The following is a 17421-nucleotide window of genomic DNA, read 5'->3' as shown; positions in this document are numbered from 1 at the left end:
GTGTGCGTTTGTAGATAAAATATCCACAACAAGACAAATAGTAAAGATACGTTTGTCTTCAGCGGCGTGCTAATTTTCCGACCCTGTCCAAACGCCCGAGGGTTCGACGTTGATCCGACTCACCGATTACATTGCCGGTTTTTCCCAATCCAGCCTCGCGCCGTGGGCTGAGCTGGCGCCCTGGGCGCTGGCAGCGCAGGCGCCGGTTATCGTGCGGCAATTACTCGCCCAATTGCCGGCCGACGAATACGTCATCGAGGGTGACATTGCCGTGCACCGCACGGCCACCGTCGAGGCGGGCGCGTTGCTCAAGGGGCCATTGATCATCGGCGCACACTGCTTTATCGCCAGTGGTTCGCTGTTGCGTGGTGGTTGCTGGCTGGATGCGCACTGCATCATCGGCCCCGGTGCCGAGCTGAAAACCTCTTTTGTATTCAGCGGCAGCAAGCTGGCGCACTTCAATTTTGTCGGCGACTCGGTGCTGGGCCATGGCATCAACCTGGAGGCGGGGAGCATCGTCGCCAACTACCGCAATGAGCGCGACGACAAGGAAGTGCAGGTGCGGATTGACGGGCACTTGCAGCGCACCGGCTGCGACAAGTTTGGCGCGTTGCTGGGTGATCAATGCCGGATCGGCGCCAATGCAGTGCTGGCGCCGGGGGCGGTCCTCAAGCCTGCCAGCGTGGTGGGGCGCGGGCAGGTGTTTGATGGCGAGAAAGACTAGAAGTCGGCAATAAACTGCACGCCGCCGACCACTGCGCCGGTGGTTTGCGTGAGCCCACCGGGGTATTTCACGTACTGCAGGTCAGGGCGCAGCATCAGTCATTTCAGGTACACAGAGGCCCCCTGTGGGAGCTGGCTTGCCTGCGATAGCATCACCGCGGTGTGACTGACACACCGAAGTGCCTGCATCGCGGGCAAGCCCGCTCCCACATGCCCAGCCCAGCGAACATCATCGAGTGCAGCTCAATCTATCTGGGGTTGTTTATCGACCTGCTGCGGCAGAGGGCGGCGATGCTCTAAACGCAATGTTGAAAAGAGCGTGGTGCACGGCTGCGATATTAAATAGAATGAATCTCATTTGAGACTCACTCGCGCCGCGCAGGTTGCTTGCCATGAATGATGCTGTCGTCCCGACCCACGCCCCCGAGTTGACGTTGTCGAGTTTGTACCGCGACCACCGCAGTTGGCTGGAGACCTGGCTACGGCGGCGTATGGGCAATGCCTGGGATGCAGCGGACCTGAGCCAGGATACGTTTCTGCGTGTGCTGGCCAGTGCCCAGCCCATTGCGCATGTGCAGGAGCCGCGCGCGTATCTGGTGACGGTCGGCAAGCGTTTGCTGGTCAACTTTCATCAGCGGCGCAGCCTTGAACAGGCCTATCTGAATGCCCTGGCCAGCTTGCCGCAAGCGTGCGTGCCGTCGCCCGAACAGCGTTGGCTGGTGCTGGAAACCCTGCAAGCCCTGGATGAGTTGCTTGACGGTTTACCGGTGCGGGTGCGTCGCGCATTTCTTTGGAGCCAACTGGAAGGCTTGGGTTATCGCGAGATTGCCGAGCGCCTTGAGGTGTCCGAGCGCACGGTGAAGCGCTACATGGCTCAGGCTTATGAGCATTGTTTGTGGGTGCAGGTGTGAGCCGCGAGGTCGCACGTGCCGCTGCGCAGTGGTTGGCGCTGCTGGAATCCGGCGGGGCCACCGAACGTGATTACGCCGACTTGCAGCAATGGCGCGACAGCCATCCGCAACATGAACAGACCTGGCAAAAAGCCCAGTCCCTGCGCCAGCGTTTCAGTGACTTGCCGCAGGCGCTGGCGATGGCCAGCCCGACCGCCCGCAACCTGCGCGGCGGGCACTGCTCAAGCGGGCCCTGGGTGTCGCGGCGCTGGTGCCGACCGCCTGGCTGATCAGCCGCCAGTTGCCCATCGAGGTCTGGCGCGCCGACTTGCACACCGCTACGGGTGAACGCAAACGCCTGCCTCTGGCCGATGGCAGCAGCTTGCAACTCAACACGGCCACGGCGGTGGATATCGACCTGGCGCAGCGGCGCGTCACCCTGGTTGACGGTGAGTTGGCGCTGAATGTGCCGGGTGCCGCTGCGATGACCGTGCAAACCCGTTTCGGGCAGGTGGACGTCGGTCACGCGCAGGTGTGCGTGCGGCAACTGACCTCCGGGTGCCTGGTAAAAGTGCTCAAGGGCTCGGTGCAGGTGCGGGATTTGAACGGGCACCTGGCGACGTTGCCGAGCGGCCGGCAAGCCGCGTTGAACGTCGGCGGGCTGGGTGATTGGGCGTCGTTTGATGTGCTGCAACTGGACTGGCGCGACGGCGTGTTGACGGCGCAGAACCAGACGCTGGGGGATTTTTTGCGCGAGCTGGAGCGTTATCGTCCGGGCGTTCTGCGGTGGGACCCAAGCCTGGAAGCCCTGCGGGTGACCGGCAGTTTCCGCCTGGATGATACCGACCGGATCCTCAGCCTGCTGGCGTCCACCCTGGGCTTGGAAGTGCACGCGCGAACGCGCTATTGGGTGACATTGTCAGAAAAACCGGTGTGATCCGATAAGCCCGCTCACCACAGGTAAGCGCGCTGGCCACTCAGATCACATGCGCCCGCTGCAGCTCGGTCAAGGACAGCGCCTTGAGCTTGGCCAGCAGCGGGTCGCGCCGGTCCCTCGGGTGCGGCAAATCCACCGTCACCTCCTGGCGAATGCTGCTCGGCCGGTTGCCCATCACCAGCACGCGGTCGCTCAGGTACAGCGCTTCATCCACGTCATGGGTCACCAGCAACAGTGCGATGGCATGGTGGGCTGCCAGTTGCAGCAGCAGGTCTTGCAGCTTCATGCGTGTGAACGCATCGACGGCACTGAACGGTTCGTCCAGCAATAAAACCTGCGGCCTTGAATACAAGCCGCGCGCAATAGCCACCCGTTGTGCCATGCCGCCGGACAACGCCTTGGGCAGCGCCTGTGCAAAACCCTTGAGACCGACTTCCTCGATCAATTGCGTGACCCAGGCCTTGTCGTAGCGGTTGTCATCACTCAAACCGATGTTTTGTTCAACCGTCAGCCAAGGCATCAGCCGCGGCTCCTGGAACACAAAGGCGACTTCGCCTTCGGGGCTGCGCAGCTCGCCCTGGAAGTCGGTTTCCAGGCCGGCGACGATCCTCAGCAACGTGCTTTTGCCGCAGCCGCTGGGGCCGAGCAGGCTGACGGCTTCACGCGGCTGCAAGGCCAGGTGCACGTCTGTCAGCACGGTGGTGTCGGCAAAGCTTTTACGCTTGACCTTAATCTCCAACAAAGGCTGCTCACTCATTTTTCCGCACCTTGGCCAGTGAACGTGTCACGCCAGGCCAGGCAGCGCGTTTCCAGCGCAGCCAGCACGCCATCGCTGACCTTGCCCAGCAGCGCCAACACAATGATTGCCGCCAGCACGATATCCGGCCGCGAGGTTTCGCGACCGTCGCTGAGCAAGTAGCCCAGGCCCTTGGTGGCCGCGATCAGCTCGGCGGCCACCAGAAACATCCACGCCAGGCTCAAGCCGCTGCGCAAGCCGGTAAACAGGCCGGGCAGGGCGGCAGGCAACAAGATGCGCCGGACCAGGCGCCTGCGGCTGAAACCATACATTTGCCCCACCTCCACCAGCTTGCGGTCGATATCCCGTATCGCCGCCACACCGTTGAGGTACACCGGAAAGAACGCGCCAATCGCAATCAGCACGATCTTCGAGGTTTCATCAATGCCCAGCCACAACAGCAACAACGGCACCCAGGCCAGGCTCGGAATCGAGCGCAGCCCGGCGAAGGTCGGTTCCAGGTAGGCCTCGGCTTCGCGGCTCAGGCCGACCCAGGCGGCAAACACCAGCGCCAGGCTGGCCCCGATCGCAAAGCCCAGCAGCACCCGTAACAGGCTGGCGCTGATGTGCTTCCACAGGGCGCCTTCGGCGAGGTCCGCGAGGGTCATGGCGATCTCGCTGGGCGCCGGCATCTGGTAAGAGGGTAACCAGCCGATGCGCACCACCCCTTCCAGAATCAACAGGATCAGCACCGGCAGGGCCAGGCCTTTGAGCCTTCTCGGCCAGGCACTACGCTGGATGACCACGGGTGCAGGAAGGGGCAATGTCTGCAGTTTGCTTGTCATCACGCGCCCCTTACGGCTTTGGCAGGGTCTGGCCAAACGAGGTGTCGATCAACTGATCAATCACCTGGTCGACATTCACGCCTTTGCGTACCAGCTCTTCAGAGATCAGGATCGGCGCGGCTGCCTTGGACGATTCGACATCCTTGGCGGTCAGCAACGGGCTGCTCAGGTCGGTACGCGACAGTTGCAGCTCTGCCACTTCCAGCGGCAAGCCAGACTCATCGGCGAGCAACTTGGCGAATTCATCCGGGTGCTTCACGGCCCAGTTGCGGGCTTTTTCGTAGGCGCCGAGCACCTTGGTGATGGTCTGTGGATGTTCCTTGGCGTATTGCTCGGTCACGCTGACCACGCCGTAGCTGTTGAAGTCCTTGTTGCGGTACAGCAGGCGCGAACCGGCCTGGATTTCGCTGGCGGCCATGTGCGGGTCGAGACCGGCCCAGGCGTCCACGTCACCTTTTTCCAACGCGGTGCGGCCATCCGGGTGTTGTAGGTGCACCAACTCGACGTCGTCCTTTTTCAGCCCGGCTTTTTGCAGGCTGCGCAGGGTGAACAGGTAAGGGTCGGTGCCTTTGGTGGCGGCGATTTTCTTGCCTTTCAAATCCGTGACGCTGTTGAACGGTGAGTCCTTGCGCACCACCAACGCGGTCCACTCGGCACGGCTGTAGACGTACACCGATTTGATCGGGCTGCCATTGGCGCGGCTCAACACGGCGGAGAGGCTGGCGGACGACGCGAAGTCCACGCCGCCGCTGTTGAGATATTCCAGGGAGCGGTTGCTGCCTTGGCTCAACACCCAACCGATTTTGGTGTTCGGCAGCGCCTGTTCCAGCCAGCCGAAATGCTTGAGCACCAGGCTGACGGGCGAATAGTAGGCGTAATCCAGATTCACTTGCGCAGGATCGGTGTCGGCGGCAAAGGCCTGTGGTTGCAGGCACAGGGCGAGCGCGCAGGCGCCCAAAAAGCGTTGGGTAAAGGGTTTCATGGAACAGCTCCGGGCAAGATGGCAAGAGAAGGCTTTTCTTATATTCAGAAAATTGAAATGGCATGTTCCATCATGCTTTAGAGGAATATGCAGTCTCTGTGCCATCTAGTCAGGAGGCGTATTGACGGGGGTTTGAGCTTCAGTCGCTGCTGTGGGAAAGGGCAGATTGTTGATCAGCTGTTGGCTGGCAGACAGTTGCTATATATTTATAAAGAATAAATAAAGAGTTATATATTCCTTTTAATGTTCTAGTGGATAGCGCATTTTGACTGCCTGCGCATTCGTGCGGATTGACCCAACAGCCAAAAGGAAAGCCGACATGACCATCAAAGCGATCAACGTGCGCAACCAGTTCAAAGGCGTGATCAAGGAAATTCTGCTGGGGGAAGTGGTGTCCGAAATCGACGTGCAAACCGCGTCCGGCATCGTGACGTCAGTGATCACCACCCGTTCGGTACGTGACCTGGAATTGAAAGTGGGCAGTGAAGTGATTGCCTTTGTGAAGTCGACCGAAGTGTCTATCGCCAAGCTGTAAACACGAAACCCAACGTCGGGCGCTACCTTTAGGGTCGACACACTTTCGTGTGGGAGCTGGCTTGCCTGCGATGGCGGTGGTGAATGAAACTCCGCTATCGCAGGCAAGCCAGCTCCCACATTGATGTGTGTGAAGCTGTAAGGCCGTCAGTTGATCCTCGCGCCGCCACCGCCCGGCTGATGGGGCTGCGGTTTGTCCGGGGGCGCATCGCTCGGCAGGTTCGGCGGTGGCGCGTCCGGGTCCTTGTAGGTTTTGTGCAAGTCGCCATCCAGGCGGTTGCTCGACGATCCGCCTTTACCCGGCGTCTGCTCGAAGTGCTCCCATTCCGATTGCTGGAAGCGGAACAGGCTGTCATCGGTGGGGGTATCACGGCCGTGGTAGTGGTGGATTTCGTAGTGGGCGTATTCGACCTTTTCTGCCCAGTCCCCCTGCAACAAGCCGTCGCCTGCCAGGTCTCGGTACCAATCGTTTTCCGCGTTGGTGGCTTTCTGTTTTTTGTTGTGGTCGACAAAGAAGCCGATGATGCCGCCCACCACCGCCAAGACAACCCCGACCAAAAACAGCGGCCCGGTCAACGCCGCCGCCGTGCCTGCGCCGAACAGGGCTGCAGCGCCGAGCACACCGGCCGAGGCACCAAAGGCGCCACCGGCCACCTGCAAACCACCGGCTGCCTGAGCCAGCGGGTCCTTGCTGGCGATGCCACTCTTGATCGCCAACGCTCCCAGCACGATGTCGGCGAAACCGCCGGCAATGTCCGTGGCCGGGCCCAGTACCTTGATTACGGAGCCGGCAATTTTTGCGGATTTGGACGCGCCCAGTTTGGCCGCGCCTGCGGCTGCAAGGCCGTCGTCCAAGTGAGTCGCCAGGCCATCGGTGGCCTCGGTAACCGCCTTGTCGCCATCGAACAGGTTGGCAATGCCGTCATATTGGCTGTTCGGCACCGAGTCCAGCGCGGCGGCCATCTTGGTCTTGACGTCTGCGGGCATGTCACTGACGCGAAATTCGAAGTTCGGCTCTTGTAAACCAGTCTTGCCCCAGATTTCCGGCAGGGTTTTGTCCAGGCCGAGGAAGTCCACCAGGCCGCCTTTGCCCAATGTCTCGCCAATCTTGTCGCCCAGGCGCACAAAGTGGCTGGAGCCGCCGGCAAAGCTCAGGAAGTCCTTGGCGATAGACATGCGCTGTGCCGGTGTTTCCCCCAGCTTGCCGCCTTTACCCACCAACTGGTAAATCGCCGAGAACATCGTTACGCCGGCACCGAGGGAGCCGAGGATGCCTTTGCTGTTGAGCGTGTGGAACACCTCGCCGAGCATGCCGCGATCGGCCACCGGGATGTAAGGCTTGCTCAGGGCTGTCTTGAGGTCGGCTTCGGTGATCACGCCGTTGCTCTTGTACACATCGCCCAGTTCTTCCAGGGCCTTGGTCACGGCGGCGGATTTTTCCTTGCCTTGCAGGCCCTCGTTGAGGAATTTCTCCAGGGTTTCCTGAGACCGGCGTGGCAGGTCGAGCAGGGTGCCTTTGAGCACGCCTTTGAGCAGGCCGAACAGGTCCTTGGTCGCCAGTTCCTTGTTGTCGTCGGAGACCTTGCTCGGGTCAGACAGGATCGTATTGAGGTCAGTGGTCAAGCCATCGGCCTGAATGTTCTGCGCGGCTTTGCTGGCGGCGGCCGGGTCAAACAGTGACAGCGAGGTCAGGGTGTCGCTCAGGTCTTTTTGCGCCTCGGAGGTTTTGCCCTGGTCTTGCAGGTCCTTGAGGTACAGCACGTAGTCGGGGCTGGAGGTGAGGTCGAGCAGTTTTTGTTTGATCTCATCTTTGTTCGGCAGCTTGCTGATGGCGTCGTCCATCTTCGACTTGTAGTCGGCCTGCACGGTCGGATCATTGAACAGTTCGCCGATCTGCTGCTGCACCGCCTTGCCGTCGATGATGTCGTGCATGTCGGCTGACGTCAGCTCGGTCTGCTTGTCATCGGAACTGCGCCAGGTGGTGTTGAACGGGCGGCGGTCTTCTTCGTAGCCCGTGATGCCATGACCGTTCTGGTAGGCGGCCTGGGCTTCCAGGGCACGGACCAGCTTGGCCCGAGGGTCGTCCTTGGCAATCGAGCCGTCTTTGACCCCGGCGCGGTAGGTGTCAATCAACTCGGTGGTGGCCAGCTGGCTCACGGTCAAGGTCGGCGATTTGTCGTCCTTCTCGTCAGCGTGCACGCCGGTGTCCATGTTCAACACGTCAAGGTCGGCAGCCGGTGGCAGGTTGTGCTTGGCCCGCGTGTCATCCACGCCCGCAGCGCTGGCAGCGTCCCACTTGGCTTTGACGTCATCGTAAAGCTGCGGGCTAAGCTCCTTGGAGACGATCACTTTGCCTTCGCTGGTTTCATAGCGGATCAGGCCATCACCCAGCTCGTCGGGAGAACCGAAGGTGATGTCGGTGTTTTTCAGAAAGTCATTGGGGCCTGCGAGCTTGTAGCCGGCGTCTTCACTGGTGTGGATTTTGGCCCAGGTGTCATTGGCGGTGGCGACGCTCTTGAACAGCTCGGGGCTGACATCGGAAGACACCACGACCTTGGTGCCGTCCTGAAGCTCGTAAGTGAGGATGTTGTCTTTCTGGTCGTTGTTCCAGCTGAAGTTCTTGTAGTCATTCAGGCCCGGCACAGGGGTGTTGGCGTCGGCCAGGCTTGCGCCGTTGTTCAGTTCGCCCTCAATCACGGCTTTTTTGGCCGGGTCGGAGTACACCGCGTTGAGGCCCGCCAGGTAGTCGAACAGCTTGGGGTTGTCGTCGCGGGCCACCACGACTTTTTCGCCGTTGCTTTCATAACGAATCAGCCCTGGGCCAACTTCGTCTACCGGGCCAACCGCAGTACCGCCGTAGGGTGGCCACACTTCGTTATCGGTGGCGCGGCGATAGCCGGCGGCTTCGCTGTTGGAGAGGCCGGTGAAGCTTTCATAGGCTTCTTTGGCTTTCTCGAAGGCCTCGGGGTTGTCGCGCTGGCTGATGACGACTTTGGTGCCGTCCTGGGTTTCATAGCGGATCACGCCCGGGCCGGTTTCATCCGGTGGGCCCAGGGCTTTGTAGTCGGCGAGGGTGTCCGGTGCCTTGCCGTCAGCGCCGAGGCTCTGGTAGCCGGCGTTTTCACTGGCAACCACGCCGGAGAGCGACTTGAAATCCTGGCTGACTTGCTTGAACAGGTCCGGGCTGTCGTGTTCGCTGACGATGACCTTCTTGCCGTCTTGGGTTTCATAACGAATCAGCCCCGGGCCGACTTCATCGGGCGGGCCGATGGCTTTGTAATCAGACAATGCAGGGGGAGGCGTGGCGTCCTTGCCGGCGAGTTCATAACCGTCCTTTTTGCTGGCATCCAGCCCGGAGGGCTTTTTGTCCTGCGTCTCGACCTTTTTATTGGCGCTGTTCTTGAGCAGCACATGAAATTCCGCACCCGACGTGGTCGGCGTGCGGGGAAGGCTTTTAGGCTCGGACGAGCGATCAAGCGGCTGGGTCGACATGCCGTGGAACTCCTGCTGTTTTCGGTGAGGCTATTCGACGAAAACACTATCAGCAGGGCGGCTGTGCACGTTGCGAAAAGTTGTGAATTAACGTGGCCGGGCTTTTCCTTTCAATGTGAGCAGCGTTTATGAATACAGGAATAGGCATAAAACAAGATAGACATGGAACTGATTAAGTAAGAGCCGCGGGATGATCCATCGGATAAGTCTGATACAGGCACGCAAGGTAAATTTGTACTGTTCAGGCTTATGGAGATCAGTCGTGGCAAGGAGGGGCGGTAACACTATTTAACTCTGGAACATTATATGCAGTCACTTACGTCTGTCGCAGGCTCAGCACATTCTGTCTATGGTCCTGTCAATGAATATTCAATTGACACCCGCCATCCTCCTACTCCCCGGGAAGATTTAGATCTCGCCGCTCCGACCACCGCTGCGCCGCCAGCCGTTGTGCCGGATGACGAAGTGCCTATGCGCTTTGTGCAAGAAATAAGCAGTGCCAAAACCGGAGGTGATAATGACGCCTTTATGAGAGGCTATAAAAATCCCTCGGCGGTCACGTTGCCTGGTTATTTTAAAACCATGAGCGATACTGCGCTCATGCGACTTGCTGTGGACCAAAAGTTGAGCCCGGAGCAAGCAGGGGCTTTGAAGTTTGTGGTAGAAAGTCGGCTTATTAAACCGAGCCTCGAAACCATAAGAGCTTTCACCAAGGTCATAACGGAGAACGGTGTAAAAGTAACACCTATGCCTCAAGGTTTCTATCTTGAAGTGATCAACCAATTGACCGCAGGGCAGTGTTCAGGGATTACGCACTTGATGTCGCTGGCTATTGCGGAGGGTAAAGAGCATATTTTTCTTGGCAATGTTTTTCAGGCGCTTGCTAATCCCGATGCCGTTGAATCGCGACTATTTTTTAACCGACTGGCTCAAGTGCAACGACAAACCTCCGATCCAGCTATAGCGCATGATCCGGCGACCGTGAAGATGGCACCCTATACCTCAATTGCGCCAGACTTGATCGGTTCATCTACGACCAAGACATTATTGATCAGTGCTTATAAACACCGCCTTTCAGCCGGCGTGGTTGTTGATCCCGCCGGAAAGCGAACCTACTACTACAATGACCCAAACCTCGGATTTGTGACTTTTTCTAGCCCGGAATTATTTCAAAACGGCCTGAAAAGAATATTCACACATTCTGACCTGTCTTCCTTGATCAAACCAAATAATCTCGACCCTAAAAACCCTATGTTCAAGATGAGTGTATTTGATCCTGAATATATATCGGCCGTGTCCGGTAGGTTAAATATAATAAAATATATGTACAGCGCGTCTCTTGCAGGCATGGATGATATTAAAGTGGTCGATGCCACGCGTGTGCCGACGCCAGAGCGTTTTAGAGTGCAGGGGCCCGCACCTTCCGACGTGGAGTTGGCCAAGTATGACAGTGTCTTGAATGAACTTGGAAAGTTTCACGAAGCCAAAGGCATGTCGCAGTTCCATAAGGCCGTAGACGCCTTGAGGGCTACGCGGCATTTTATGGACAGTCATCCAGATTCAGCGGCTTTTTTTCGCATGCTTGCACTTGAGTTGAAATTGATAGCTGCCATCAATGAGGCGCGTCCTCCGGTTGACTATCCCTTTGCTTTTGAGCGGATAGAGCAACAGCGTGCGTATATTGCCGAGGGGAAGCTCGGACCAAAGAGAGTGGAATACGGCAAAAAAATCCAAGGAGAGGGTTTTTTAATATTTCACCCTGCCAAGACCAGGGGCCGTACGGTAAATAGTGTATATGATGCCATTAGCCAGGCACTGCTCAACCTTCAACAAAATGATCCGAAAGCAGCGGGTTCAGTTGGCAAGATGACCAATGTGATTATCGCCAGGCCGGGAGATCAACCCGAAACGCACTTGCTTTTGGGGCGCCCACCCACCTTGATTATTGGTGATGATTTTTTCACGCCGCCTCCTGCCAGTGGTGGCACGGTCGCTGATCGATTGGGGCGCGAGGCTCAAAGCAATGGTGACAATCCCCTTGCTGTCAAGCAGGCCGCGATGCTTGGTGGCAAGTTCGGGATGCTGGCCTACTACAAAGCCGATTCCACCGGGTTCCTGGAAGTAGCCAGTAACAGGCTGCCGTACCAAGGCGCTGGCAAAGAGCTGGGTTCGCGTGCGACCCGTAGTGTATCGGACTTTATGGAGGAGGCTTACACCGCACGACTGTACGACGGGAAACTTGACGCTGCTACCAGTGCCTCACTCGGCAGGCTTTTCGCTCCCGCAGCAGACCCCTCGCCGCCTGTGGCACAGGCCCCCAGCAAACAGCCGCCGCCGGTAGCTGCGACGCCACCGGCTCCAACGTTGGCACCGATTGACGAGGCCGAAGTCCAGCGCCTGCAAGGACTTGATGATGCCGGTCCACGTATCCGAATCGGCGAGGTGGACGTCACGCGTGTCGAACTTTACAGGATGGGGTTGCACGTTAACGGCAAACCGATCGTAAGTGCGCTGGCCACTGACGCGAGAGGCCTTATAACCACTGAAGTAGAGATCGACTACGACCGTCTTCTGGCGTATTTGAAGTCGACGCCAACTAAGGTCGGTGCGCGCACGACCGGTATTGTCAGTGAAATCGCGGCCAAGCGTAGTTATGCCACGTCGCCTTTGATCACCCGCCGCGATGGCGGACCCGTTCCTGAGTCTCTCCAGATCTCCATAGATGAAACATCGCGACAAGCTGCTGCGCTACGTATTTTGGAGCACAGCGGCAAGCCGTTGCCCGCAGACTTATTCTCCCCGCCAACGCCCCGCAAGCCGGCCGGCGGCACAAACGCCGGCGGTCTCGGGTTTCAGGCTTTCAGTACTTTCCAGGGGCTGCGCGCGTCTATTGACGCTTTGAGCCGGGGAGAGACAACGGCCGGTGCCATAGGCCTGGGGGCGGTGGCGGCTGATTACGCCGGCATGGGCGTGGAGGGTGGCCTGAACCATTTGGCGAAAAAAGCGATGAGTGAAATGGCCTCACCGATCTTGAGCTTCAAGGCGAGCTCCGTCGGCAAGCTGCTCGGGAAAGCGTCCGGCACTCTCGGGGCGGTAGTCAGCGTGCCTTTTGATATTTACAGCGCTGCCGACTCGTTTAAAAAAGCCCAAAACAGCAAGGGTAAAGAGGCCCAGGATCATTACGTCAGCGCAGGTTTCAGCGTGGCAAGCGCCGCTACTTCACTCGGGTTAACGGCAGCGTTCCTGATGGGCGCGGGTTCTGCCGGCCCGGCCGGTCTCGTTGTGGCTGGTGTGTTGATGGCTGCGCAGGCGATCTACTCCGCTGTGCGTACCGTGGAAGATATTAATGAATACACGCCGTTGAGCAGCGGGCAGAAGTTCAGCATGGGGTTGAAGTCATTTCTCGGGTTTGAGCCGGGCTTTGATGTGATCAAACCCTACCTGGAGGCGAAATACTCCGACGAGTACGACACTCAACAAAGGGCGCGTCATCAGGCATTTCTGAACGGTCCTGGAAAGGACCAATTTGAGCGTGTGGTGTTTGGCAAGGGCGAGGTGGAGGTCACACAGGTGAAGGGGGAAGTCGGGCTGACCCCCGCACTCTGGTGGAACATTCCCAGTTTGTTGCTGAGCCTGATCAAAGTGGAGGGCGACGTTCCGTCCGTCGCTATCAGAGGGGGAAACGATCGTATCAATGCGCCTTCCGATTCATGGAACGGCATGTCAGTACCGCCTGTGGAAGGTAACGCGGGGGAAGGCAAGGCCACGCTCTGGGACCTGGGTGATGGGGATGATAATGTCGCCGGGAGCCTTGCCAAGCCCAACTATTTCTTGTTGGGCGGTGGCAAGAAGTTGATGAGTGGCGGGGATGCTGACGATACCGTTGTGTTCAATGCTGACGCGCGCCAGACCGTGCAGCAGCTTGAACAGTTTCACAATGATATGGCGCGGGGCATCACTAAAGTGCCAATCGAACTGTGGGGGGGAGAGGGTCGCAATACATTGATGTTCAACGGCGAGCTGAGCACTTCCCGCACCGAGGGGCATACGACACGGGACTACACCTATTCCGGGCACCGCATTGACTTTCGAAATGGAACCATTGGGGTCACCAAGAAAGATTCGAAGGCGCAAGGCGCAGAGCTTCTGGCGAGATTTGATTCATTTTCGAATGCCTCCACGGTTAAAGGTGGAGAGAGCTATATCGTGGGCAATGATCAAAGCAATCTGTTCACCCTCAACGGCCATAAAGATGTGGTGTTAACCGGTAAGGGCTCGAACGTCATTGTTATCAATGGCGGTGCCAGTGTCGTGGGGCAGGGCGGTTTCAATACCTACATCATCAACAAGAGCAGCCAGGAGGTGACCATCAATGACCCGAACAACAGTGCTATCAGGCTGGACTACAGCGCGGCGCAAGTCCGGGGCTGGAGCGTTTCGTCTTCGGGAGATTTGAGTGTCGACCTCAAGGATGAAAAACCTGAGGAGGCGCGCAAGCTGGTCATCAAAAACGCTTTTCCCAACGGCTCGCAGGACGATAACGCACGGCCACAGTTCATCACCAACGACGGTGTGTTGATGACCGTCAGTGCCCCGCAATTGACGGGATCACTGACACGCCTGCCGCAAGTGAAGAGCTTGAAAATGGATACCGTCAACCCAAAAAGCTGATGCACCCGCAAGCTGGCACCGCAAGGGTGCCAGTTCGCTTCAGCGGTTATGCAAACTGCGCTCCATACGTTGCAAACCCTCTTCCAGCATCGCCCGTGGGCAGCCGAAGTTCAGGCGCACGCATTGCTGGCTGTCGTCCCCGAACTCGATCCCGGCGCTCAAGCCGACCTTGGCCTGTTCCAGGAAAAACTGTTGCGGATCAGCCAGGCCCAGGGCGCTGCAGTCCAGCCAGGCCAGATAAGTGCCTTGGGGAACGTGCATCACCACGCCGGGCAAACGGGTTTGTACCGCGTTGCGCAGGTAATCGCGGTTGGCTTGCAGGTACTGCACCAATGCGTCGAGCCAATCGCTGCATTGGCTGTAGGCGGCGCGGGTGGCTTCCAGGCCCAGCGGGCTGACGCTGTCGACCATGCCGCAGCGGGCGTTGTTGAAGCGCTCGCGAACCTCGGCGTTTTGCACCACGGCAAAACAGGTTTTCAAACCGGCCACGTTGTAAGCCTTGCTCGCCGACATCAGGGTGATGGTGCGCTGGGCGATCTCGGGGCTGAGGCTGGCGGTGGGAATGTGGCGGCGGCCGTCGAAGCACAGCTCGGCGTGGATCTCGTCGCTGATGATCAACGCGCCGTTTTCCAGGCAGGCGTTGGCCACGGCCAGCAGCTCTTCACGCGGGAACACTTTGCCCATCGGGTTGTGCGGGTTGCTCAGCAGCAGTGCGCCGGCACCTTTCAAGGCTTCGCGCAGGGCGGGCATGGGCGTGACGAACTCACCGTCGATCAGCTCGAATGGCACTTCGATGCGCGGCAGGTTCCAGTGGCCGGGCGCCAGGCGGATCGGGCGGTAATTGGGGGTTTGCAGCACCACCGGCTGGCCGGGTTGTACGAACCCATGCAGGGCCATATTGAAACCCGGCTCGACGCCGGGCAGAAACAACAGCTCTTCAGGCTGTACGCGCCAGGCGTACTTGGCCCACAGGTCGGCCACGATGGCCTCGCGTACATCCGGGCCCGCCACGCTGTAGCCCAGAATCTGCTGGTCGAGCCGGGCGTGCAGGGCGGCCAGAACGGCGGGTGGCGCGGCGATATCCATGTCGGCGATCCACATCGGCAAAACGTCTTGCGGGTAACGGTTCCACTTGGTGCTGCCGGTGCCGAGGCGTGGGTGGATCGTGTCGAAATCAAAGCTCATGGGGGGCTCGTATCAGGGAGGCAGGCAAAGAATGGCGCCGATTCTAGCGCCATTAATTTTATAGGCCAGCGCTGATTGCTGCCGACAGTTGCCGATGAGCCTGCTCCAGTGAGCGATGGACCGCTTCCTCACCGCGCACCATGGCGCCCAGGTAGACAAAATCCACCGTGTGGATGCCCACGGTAGACAGGATTGTGGTCAGGTAAGGCGTCAAAAAGTCTGGCTCATGGCCCTTGCGCGAGTTGCCGGAACTCACCAGAACAAAGGTGCGCCGGTCGTCGAGCAGGCCGACTTTTTCGAATTGGGGCGTGACGGTGAAGCTGCGTTGAATGCGCACCACATGGTCGATCCAGCTTTTCAGCGCAGCGGGTAGGGTGAAATTGTGCACCGGGGTGCAAATGATCAGCAGGTCGCAGGCCTCCAACTCCACGATCAGCTGTTCGGACAGCTGCGTTGCGCCGCCGCTGAGGCCGCCGGGCGTGGTCAGGGCATTGGCGTATTCGCGGGTCAACGGTGGCAGCGCCTGGCCGCCGTAGTCACGTTCGGTGACCTCGGCCTGCGGCACCAGGTCCTTAAGCAGTGCGCGGGCCAGTTTGAATGTCTGTGCGGCCTTGCCGTGGGGGCTGAAGCTTAACAGCAGGGCGCGGGTCATTGGCCCAGGTCCTGGGAGAAGTGCATGCCCAACGGCAGCAGCCCCTGGCGGAAATAGAACCGCTGCGCCAGGGCCATGTGCATGCCGGTATCGAGCACCAGCCAGCGATAACCCAGGGCACGGGTTTCCTCACGCACCCGGTCAAGCAATTGCTCGCCCAGGCGCCGACGTTGCAAGGAGGCGTCCACCACCAGGTCATCCACATAGATGAAGCGGCCGTAGAGGGTGTTTTCGGTCAGCCGGTAACCTGCCAGACCGATGACCTTGCCGTGTTCGCGGGCCGCCAGCAGGCGGTAGCCGTTCTGGCGTTGGCGCAGCATTTGCTCGGCAAAACTCAGCGCGTCGGTCAGGTGCGGGCGCAGTTGCTGCATCACCGTAAAGCTGTCGATGTAATCGGCTGCGGTTTCGAGATGCACAAATTCGACGTGGTCATTCATGGGGCATCCTTGTGGATGTTAAGGGATGCGTTATTTTCGGCGACGGGTGCGGCTGTCAACAGGGCCATGATTGGACAAGCGGGTTGGGGCATGGGCGGTGTCATGGTTTTGCGGGGGGCTTTTCGGAGTACATAGCCATTGACCTGAGTGGTTGAATCAAAAGCGCTGTTTTTGCCAAGGCAGATTGCGTTTCTTCAGACAGATAAAGATCCAACTGTGGGAGATTCTATGGTTGGGGGCAACCCTCAACCAACCTTCGGTTGGTATTCGTTTTGCCCTTTCAGCAAGGCAAATACCACCCGAGCAAGCTTGCGAGCCAACATTACCAGTACCTGAGTGGTGCTATATCCCCGTGCCCGCTGCGCCTGGTAAAACTCCTTCCATGCTGCAGTCCGGCTAGCCGCCATTGCTGCGTTATGCAGAAGGCGCCGCGCTTCTGAGTCGCCGCGCTTGCTTAAACTGCGCCGATTATCTTTCTGCCCGGACTTGGAGACGCGCAAGTCCATACCCAAGAAAGCGATAAATGCGTCCGCGTTTCTAAAGTCCCCTCGCTGGAAGCTGGTAATCAAGCGAGCCCCGGTCAAAAAACCGATACCTTCAACGCTCATGCAACGTTTGAGTTGGCCCAGTAACCCAGCCTCTTTCAGTCGATCGCTGATCATTTTTTCGATCAATCCTTCAAGTCTTTGCATCGACTTCATTTGCTCGGCAAAAGAGGCCTTCAACAGCGGTTCATTCGCCCAGCTTTGCGTCAGGCTAACGCGAGCTTGAACCAGGGCGGCACGGCGGCGGAAAAGGCTTAACAGTTGGCGATAAAGAGGGGACGGCGGTGTCCAGGGGTGAAGCTCGTCGGCTTCTTTTCGCAAATACCGTGCTAGTAATTGGGCATCCAGGGCATCAGTTTTGGCACGAACCTTCACACTTTTGCGGTAATGACTGAGTTCATAACCACCGACCATGTAGATAACGCAGCCAGCTTCATAGGCCAGATCAGCAAACTCCAAGTGGTAGGTGTTGGTGGCCTCAATGGCGATAGCAACGCTGCCTGGTAAAGCCCTCAGCCACTTTTTGATAGCGGCTTTGGTATTCGGGATTGCTTCCAAAAGATCGAGATCGGCGTGATAAATCACCAATTCATTTTTTGCGACATCAATACCAACAATCGGCTTGGAGACGGGAACTGGCATTGCCATAGTGACTTCCTCCGGGCTAAGGTTTTGAGCACTTGAAGGGCTCACCCAGAGGCGCAGGCTTGTTCCTATCGTCGGTCATAGCCAGATGCATTCTTTATCGGCGCTTGGGTGAAAGGAGGAGGGGCGAAATCTCCCACGGTCTGT

General features: G+C 58.6%; 12 protein-coding genes and 1 pseudogene. 5 read left to right on the top strand and 8 right to left on the bottom strand.

Going from position 1 to position 17421, the window contains the following annotated elements; all coding sequences use genetic code 11:
* Window positions 1–109: 109 nt before the first annotated feature.
* The 3 genes and pseudogenes from AB4P94_RS22965 (at window position 110) to AB4P94_RS22955 (ending at window position 2550) form a co-directional block, all read left to right on the top strand.
* A complete protein-coding gene (locus AB4P94_RS22965) occupies window positions 110–724 on the top strand; it encodes an LpxA family transferase (protein WP_395607607.1) in 615 nt (204 codons plus the stop codon).
* 391 nt (window positions 725–1115) lie between these two features.
* Window positions 1116–1634 (top strand): sigma-70 family RNA polymerase sigma factor, encoded by a 519-nt coding sequence (locus AB4P94_RS22960; protein ID WP_395607606.1) that lies wholly within the window; start codon window positions 1116–1118, stop codon window positions 1632–1634.
* A pseudogene (locus tag AB4P94_RS22955) lies at window positions 1631–2550 on the top strand (FecR domain-containing protein). The gene AB4P94_RS22960 and the pseudogene AB4P94_RS22955 overlap by 4 nt, the downstream one beginning before the upstream one ends.
* Window positions 2551–2590: 40 nt before the next feature.
* On the opposite strand, the gene AB4P94_RS22950 reads toward AB4P94_RS22955, so the two are convergent.
* The 3 genes from AB4P94_RS22950 to AB4P94_RS22940 are packed head-to-tail and all read right to left on the bottom strand — an operon-like array spanning window position 2591 to window position 5113.
* Window positions 2591–3307, bottom strand: coding sequence for an ABC transporter ATP-binding protein (locus tag AB4P94_RS22950; protein ID WP_395607605.1), 717 nt, complete (start codon window positions 3305–3307; stop codon window positions 2591–2593).
* Window positions 3304–4131 (bottom strand): ABC transporter permease, encoded by an 828-nt coding sequence (locus AB4P94_RS22945; RefSeq protein WP_395607604.1) that lies wholly within the window; start codon window positions 4129–4131, stop codon window positions 3304–3306. Before AB4P94_RS22945 ends, AB4P94_RS22950 begins: the two co-directional genes overlap by 4 nt.
* A gap of 10 nt (window positions 4132–4141) precedes the next feature.
* A complete protein-coding gene (locus tag AB4P94_RS22940; protein WP_395607603.1) occupies window positions 4142–5113 on the bottom strand; it encodes an aliphatic sulfonate ABC transporter substrate-binding protein in 972 nt (323 codons plus the stop codon).
* 319 nt (window positions 5114–5432) lie between these two features.
* Here AB4P94_RS22940 and AB4P94_RS22935 point away from each other — a divergent pair, with 319 nt between their 5' ends.
* A complete protein-coding gene (locus AB4P94_RS22935) occupies window positions 5433–5648 on the top strand; it encodes a molybdopterin-binding protein (RefSeq protein ID WP_003173733.1) in 216 nt (71 codons plus the stop codon).
* A gap of 146 nt (window positions 5649–5794) precedes the next feature.
* On the opposite strand, the gene AB4P94_RS22930 is transcribed toward AB4P94_RS22935, so the two are convergent.
* Window positions 5795–9139 carry a hypothetical protein gene (locus AB4P94_RS22930; RefSeq protein WP_395607602.1) on the bottom strand — a complete coding sequence of 1115 codons (3345 nt, stop codon included), beginning with the start codon at window positions 9137–9139 and terminating at the stop codon, window positions 5795–5797.
* Between the two features lie 306 nt (window positions 9140–9445).
* Here AB4P94_RS22930 and AB4P94_RS22925 point away from each other — a divergent pair, with 306 nt between their 5' ends.
* Window positions 9446–13810 (top strand): hypothetical protein, encoded by a 4365-nt coding sequence (locus AB4P94_RS22925; RefSeq protein WP_395607601.1) that lies wholly within the window; start codon window positions 9446–9448, stop codon window positions 13808–13810.
* A 39-nt stretch (window positions 13811–13849) separates the two neighbouring features.
* Here the strand turns inward: AB4P94_RS22925 and AB4P94_RS22920 are convergent, their stop codons facing one another.
* From AB4P94_RS22920 to AB4P94_RS22905, 4 genes are all read right to left on the bottom strand, one after another.
* Window positions 13850–14995: a MalY/PatB family protein gene (locus AB4P94_RS22920; RefSeq protein WP_395607600.1), complete on the bottom strand. Its 1146-nt coding sequence runs from the start codon at window positions 14993–14995 to the stop codon at window positions 13850–13852.
* 58 nt (window positions 14996–15053) lie between these two features.
* Window positions 15054–15647 carry an FMN-dependent NADH-azoreductase gene (locus tag AB4P94_RS22915; RefSeq protein WP_395607599.1) on the bottom strand — a complete coding sequence of 198 codons (594 nt, stop codon included), beginning with the start codon at window positions 15645–15647 and terminating at the stop codon, window positions 15054–15056.
* The gene (locus tag AB4P94_RS22910) at window positions 15644–16084 is read right to left on the bottom strand and encodes a GNAT family N-acetyltransferase (protein WP_395607598.1); all 441 of its coding nucleotides are present in this window, start codon (window positions 16082–16084) and stop codon (window positions 15644–15646) included. Before AB4P94_RS22910 ends, AB4P94_RS22915 begins: the two co-directional genes overlap by 4 nt.
* 245 nt (window positions 16085–16329) lie before the next feature.
* The gene (locus AB4P94_RS22905) at window positions 16330–17277 is read right to left on the bottom strand and encodes an IS110 family transposase (RefSeq protein ID WP_395607597.1); all 948 of its coding nucleotides are present in this window, start codon (window positions 17275–17277) and stop codon (window positions 16330–16332) included.
* Between the last annotated feature and the right edge of the window lie 144 nt (window positions 17278–17421).

The organism is Pseudomonas sp. B22129 (assembly GCF_044218875.1).
Lineage (GTDB): Bacteria > Pseudomonadota > Gammaproteobacteria > Pseudomonadales > Pseudomonadaceae > Aquipseudomonas.
This window is presented reverse-complemented; position numbering and strand designations above follow the sequence as displayed.

Excerpts from the sequence above, each read along its gene's own strand:
- AB4P94_RS22960 (WP_395607606.1), top strand. The coding sequence starts at position 1,116 with ATGAATGATGCTGTCGTCCCGACCCACGCCCCCGAGTTGACGTTGTCG.
- AB4P94_RS22950 (WP_395607605.1), bottom strand. The coding sequence starts at position 3,307 with ATGAGTGAGCAGCCTTTGTTGGAGATTAAGGTCAAGCGTAAAAGCTTT.
- AB4P94_RS22945 (WP_395607604.1), bottom strand. The coding sequence starts at position 4,131 with ATGACAAGCAAACTGCAGACATTGCCCCTTCCTGCACCCGTGGTCATC.
- AB4P94_RS22940 (WP_395607603.1), bottom strand. The coding sequence starts at position 5,113 with ATGAAACCCTTTACCCAACGCTTTTTGGGCGCCTGCGCGCTCGCCCTG.
- AB4P94_RS22935 (WP_003173733.1), top strand. The coding sequence starts at position 5,433 with ATGACCATCAAAGCGATCAACGTGCGCAACCAGTTCAAAGGCGTGATC.
- AB4P94_RS22930 (WP_395607602.1), bottom strand. The coding sequence starts at position 9,139 with ATGTCGACCCAGCCGCTTGATCGCTCGTCCGAGCCTAAAAGCCTTCCC.
- AB4P94_RS22925 (WP_395607601.1), top strand. The coding sequence starts at position 9,446 with ATGCAGTCACTTACGTCTGTCGCAGGCTCAGCACATTCTGTCTATGGT.
- AB4P94_RS22920 (WP_395607600.1), bottom strand. The coding sequence starts at position 14,995 with ATGAGCTTTGATTTCGACACGATCCACCCACGCCTCGGCACCGGCAGC.
- AB4P94_RS22915 (WP_395607599.1), bottom strand. The coding sequence starts at position 15,647 with ATGACCCGCGCCCTGCTGTTAAGCTTCAGCCCCCACGGCAAGGCCGCA.
- AB4P94_RS22910 (WP_395607598.1), bottom strand. The coding sequence starts at position 16,084 with ATGAATGACCACGTCGAATTTGTGCATCTCGAAACCGCAGCCGATTAC.
- AB4P94_RS22905 (WP_395607597.1), bottom strand. The coding sequence starts at position 17,277 with ATGGCAATGCCAGTTCCCGTCTCCAAGCCGATTGTTGGTATTGATGTC.